General features: G+C 45.3%; 9 protein-coding genes. All 9 read right to left on the bottom strand.

Annotated elements, in window-relative coordinates; translation table 11 throughout:
* Positions 1-207 precede the first annotated feature (207 nt).
* On the bottom strand, positions 208-693 hold the full coding sequence (locus FWF39_RS12085) for a hypothetical protein (RefSeq protein ID WP_343383689.1): 486 nt from the start codon (positions 691-693) through the stop codon (positions 208-210).
* A gap of 27 nt (positions 694-720) precedes the next feature.
* The gene (locus tag FWF39_RS12080; protein ID WP_343383688.1) at positions 721-1056 is read right to left on the bottom strand and encodes a PadR family transcriptional regulator; all 336 of its coding nucleotides are present in this window, start codon (positions 1054-1056) and stop codon (positions 721-723) included.
* 86 nt (positions 1057-1142) lie between these two features.
* A complete protein-coding gene (locus FWF39_RS12075; protein WP_343383687.1) occupies positions 1143-1493 on the bottom strand; it encodes a hypothetical protein in 351 nt (116 codons plus the stop codon).
* A 621-nt stretch (positions 1494-2114) separates the two neighbouring features.
* On the bottom strand, positions 2115-2288 hold the full coding sequence (locus FWF39_RS12070) for a hypothetical protein (RefSeq protein ID WP_343383686.1): 174 nt from the start codon (positions 2286-2288) through the stop codon (positions 2115-2117).
* Positions 2285-2482 carry a hypothetical protein gene (locus tag FWF39_RS12065; protein WP_343383685.1) on the bottom strand — a complete coding sequence of 66 codons (198 nt, stop codon included), beginning with the start codon at positions 2480-2482 and terminating at the stop codon, positions 2285-2287. The genes FWF39_RS12070 and FWF39_RS12065 overlap by 4 nt, the downstream gene beginning before the upstream one ends.
* Complete coding sequence (locus tag FWF39_RS12060) at positions 2482-2709, bottom strand: hypothetical protein (RefSeq protein ID WP_343383684.1); 228 nt, start codon at positions 2707-2709, stop codon at positions 2482-2484. The genes FWF39_RS12065 and FWF39_RS12060 overlap by 1 nt, the downstream gene beginning before the upstream one ends.
* Positions 2710-2711: 2 nt before the next feature.
* Positions 2712-2969: a hypothetical protein gene (locus FWF39_RS12055; RefSeq protein WP_343383683.1), complete on the bottom strand. Its 258-nt coding sequence runs from the start codon at positions 2967-2969 to the stop codon at positions 2712-2714.
* Positions 2966-3187, bottom strand: a complete 222-nt coding sequence (locus tag FWF39_RS12050; protein ID WP_343383682.1) for a hypothetical protein — start codon at positions 3185-3187, stop codon at positions 2966-2968. Before FWF39_RS12050 ends, FWF39_RS12055 begins: the two co-directional genes overlap by 4 nt.
* A 4-nt stretch (positions 3188-3191) precedes the next feature.
* Complete coding sequence (locus FWF39_RS12045; RefSeq protein WP_343383681.1) at positions 3192-3368, bottom strand: hypothetical protein; 177 nt, start codon at positions 3366-3368, stop codon at positions 3192-3194.
* Positions 3369-3750 lie beyond the last annotated feature (382 nt).

The following is a 3750-nucleotide window of genomic DNA, read 5'->3' as shown; positions in this document are numbered from 1 at the left end:
GAATAATCCTCCTCAGCGGCATACTGCAGGGCCGCCATCAAAAGCCAATCGGATTTGCCGCCTCCAGCCGCACCCCCATAGAGTACCTCGAGCCTCTTTTGCAAAAGCGCCACCGTCTGCGGAGAACGGCCATCACCCAAAATCTGAGGTTTATGCAAAATATAGGAATTCTCCAAAACCGTCTGGATAAACAGATCAGTTTTGGATTTAAGTCGTGAATTCTGTTTCTCGGATAAGTGCTTCGTATCGGGCCAATTCAACTCGGACACTACTGCTGCGGAGATTGACATCAACCTTTTCGGTAACAACAGACTTTAACTCAATTTTACTCTGCCGCATCTCCTTGAGCCCCTTTAATCTTGTGAGCTGACGAAACACCCCGGGTTTAGTTTCAGGATCCTCGCTCAACTCTAAACCAAGACGCAGCCACCACCGATTCACCCAATCATCAAAATCCACAGTTCGCATCCACTTCTCAATTTTTCTGCTAACCACTTCTCTTGGATGGCCGATTTTTTCTGCGATCTGCGTATAGGTGTATTTGTGTTCAAGATAGAATTTAATTTGCTCAATATCGCCTAGTTCGCGGGCGCTGAATTTGGTGATGTTTTGTGACGTTTTAGATTTGGCGGATTTGGGTTTGGGTGTTTTGTATTGGTCGGGATAAAAATCAGCCATTGAGAGCGGATCCATAACTATCACTTAGCTGGGTTTAAAGAATCAGACGGGCTGAGCTGCTTTGATGGCGGGGGCAAATATGGCGGTGAATAGTTGGAAGAGGGTTTGGCAGAAGTCTTGGCCTTTGGGGGTTAGCTGGCAGGTTTTGCGTTGTCTTTCGCCTATGAGTGTGGTGGTGTGGGTGAGGTATCCGTTTGTTTCGAGCTGCTTAAGAAAGGGGTAGACGGCGCTGGGGCTGATGTTTTTTTGGAGGTTGGTTCTGAATTGGGTTATGAGTTGGTAGCCGTATTGGGGGCCTTGGTGGAGTTGGGTGAGGATGTAGAGGCGGTTAAAGTCTGTTAGTAACTCTGATGGGTTGAGGCTGGGTTTATTTTTCATATGATTCGTTTGAATTAGAGAGCCGCATGAATAATAAAGAGTGCGATATATCCTAAAAAGACAAGGCTGGTTATTTGGGTTCTGGGTTAGAGTATGATTTTTATGACCTCGACTATGATGAGGCCGATTGCGGCGGTTATGGTGGTGTAGAGGGCTAGTTTGTCGCGGAAACTGAGACGGGTACTGCGGTCTTTTTCTTCTATGTGTTCGAGGCGGCTGTCTATGTTTGTGAGGGTGTTTAGGATGCTTGGGATGTGGTTGAGTTCGAATTTGTAGTGGGTGCTCTGCACTTCGTGGAGCTGGTTTTTTATTTGTTGGAGTTCGCGTTCGATGTAGGTTATGCTGGTTTGGTTTTTGATGATGTGTTCTTTGTTTTTTTGGGGTGTGGCGGACATGGTGTTTCCTGTAGGGTTGGGTTTTTGTCTGCCGGGGGACACAAGCTATCCAATTTGGACATATATCTTTTGTAGACGTAGAAAGCAGAAAAACAGAAAAAATCGGCCAAATAAGCTTAAATTGAGCTTTGTTTGGTGTTTGGAGTCTTTTTGAATATGTCTTTTATAGACGTAGAAAGCATGCAGAGGAAGCACCTTTTTGTATATCTTTTAAAAACATAATCAAAATGAGCTTAAATTAAACCCTATTCACCATTTGAAGCCTTTTTACATATATCTTTTATAGACGTAGAAAGCAAAGAGAGGAAAGAGAGCAGATATGGGAAAGGCCCCACTCCCCCTCTCTCCCCCCCGTGTCTGTGAATGTGTAGGTTATAAAATAGAATAATAAACAATAATACAATAATATAATAATATAATATAATATAATATAATTATAGTTTAATATTACACTGAGAATTGTATTTAGAGCAGTATATTTAACAGTGACTTTAAAAAAAGGTCAGGAGGGGAGGGGAACAACCGAAGCAGAAGAGGAGGCAGAGGGGCCACTGGTGTTTTCAATCTTTAAAATCAACACCTTAACCCGGCAGTACTGGCCGCGATCCAAACACTTACGCGCCTTGCGGCACCGCGCCAAACAGCGATCCCAAACCGGACAGGTCACAGCAAAGAGACCTCCGCAGCAAAAGCAAACTCTAGTGAGCCGCAGTTAGGACAGGCATCTTCAGTCTCACGGTAGGCTCTGCCGTTTTTGGCTGACCAATCCAGAGTTACCCGGGCAGGGATGTTGAAGAGATAGAGACAGCACCGACATTGATGCTTAAACGAGGTCATGGGGACGGGATCTCCTGAGCGGCTTGTTTTGTGAATTCTTTGATGCATAAACTTTTGCAGAAGTGGCAGCGCAGCAGGCGGATGGCGGGGTCGTTGTTGAGATTCACGTTGTGGTACTCACCTGTTTCGTCTAGATGGGTGAAGGTGTGGCCGCATATGTCGCATTTATAGACACGCAGGGTAGGAGGCTGCATTAGGTGGTCACCTGTGCCATTGTTGGTTTGTTTTCCACCTTGACCCCGCGCTCCTCGAGCAGATCCACAATCACGTGGAAGATGGCTAGGTCTTGGTTGAGGTCCTCAAAGGTTTTGGGGTGGGCGATTTTGTCTTTTTGGATCAGGTATTGGTTTTGCAGGGCGTTTAGGTCGAGGGGTTTGGCGAGGTTGTAGACGCGGTTTTGCAGTTCATTGTTGTATGGCATAGTTAGGCCTCCTCTTGGGTGGTGAGCCAGACTACAGGCAGGTTTTTGAAGACACTGCACTTGTTGACGACTGTGAGACCATATACAGCGGTGTTGGTTAGCGCGTGTTTTATGCGGATAACCTTAGCGTACTCAAAGGCTAGGGGGCCTTTGTAGATGTAGAGGGGGCTGTTGGGTGTTTTTTGGCGGTAGGTGACGGTGAATTCTTTGTCGGTGCGGCTAAAGACTATGGGGGATAGGGTTGTTGGTTTGGGGGTCATGGCTGAACAGCCTCTTTGGCGTGTATGATGTGGTTTTCAAAGTCTATGGATTGGATCTGAACTTTTGCGTTGTAGAGGGCGTAGCAGACATCAGTGGTTATGGCTAAGACTTGGGGGATGTGTTGGGTTATGTCCTGCTTGCAGAGCAGCACTTGGATGGTTTTGGCGGGTTTGTTGTTGAGGTATAGTTCGTAGGTGGTGGAGGGTTGGGTTGTCATTTTGTTACCACTCCAGACTCACTTGTGCGGCTCGTTTTTGGGGGGTGCATTGTGTGCCGTCGCAGGTTGTCCAGTCGTAGTGCCAGCGGCAAAAGACTCTGTCGGGATATGTGCGGCTGATGCGCAGGATGTTGGCGCACCGGCCAAAAACCTCCAACTCAAACTCAGATAAATTAGTCATTAGGCTTTAATTCCTTACTTCTATGATCTATCATTATAGAAAACCACCATATAAATCTTACCATAATACTATAGCTTAACAGTATGAGCTAAAATAGTAGATCTAAAACACAAAACATATAACATAAAAAAACAAATTATAATCAATGCCATCAATATGTGAAAAGTGCCCAACCTGCACATATAGAAAATACCCATTGGCAATGAACAGACTCTATATCAGAAACACCAATACATGGCAAGCTGTAGGCTGGTACTGTAAAAAGTGCAAAAAAGTCACCATTGACTTACCTAAACAAGATTTACAAACAGCCAACCAAACCGAAAATCCATAAAACTACATAAACACACATATCCTTACTCAATACCTAAGCTATTGGGAG

This window comes from Candidatus Bathycorpusculum sp. (genome assembly GCF_009778815.1).
GTDB classification, from domain to species: Archaea; Thermoproteota; Bathyarchaeia; order Bathyarchaeales; family Bathycorpusculaceae; genus Bathycorpusculum; species Bathycorpusculum hydrogenotrophicum.
Note: the sequence above shows the minus strand (reverse complement) of the source record. Positions and strands in the feature narration are given on the sequence as shown.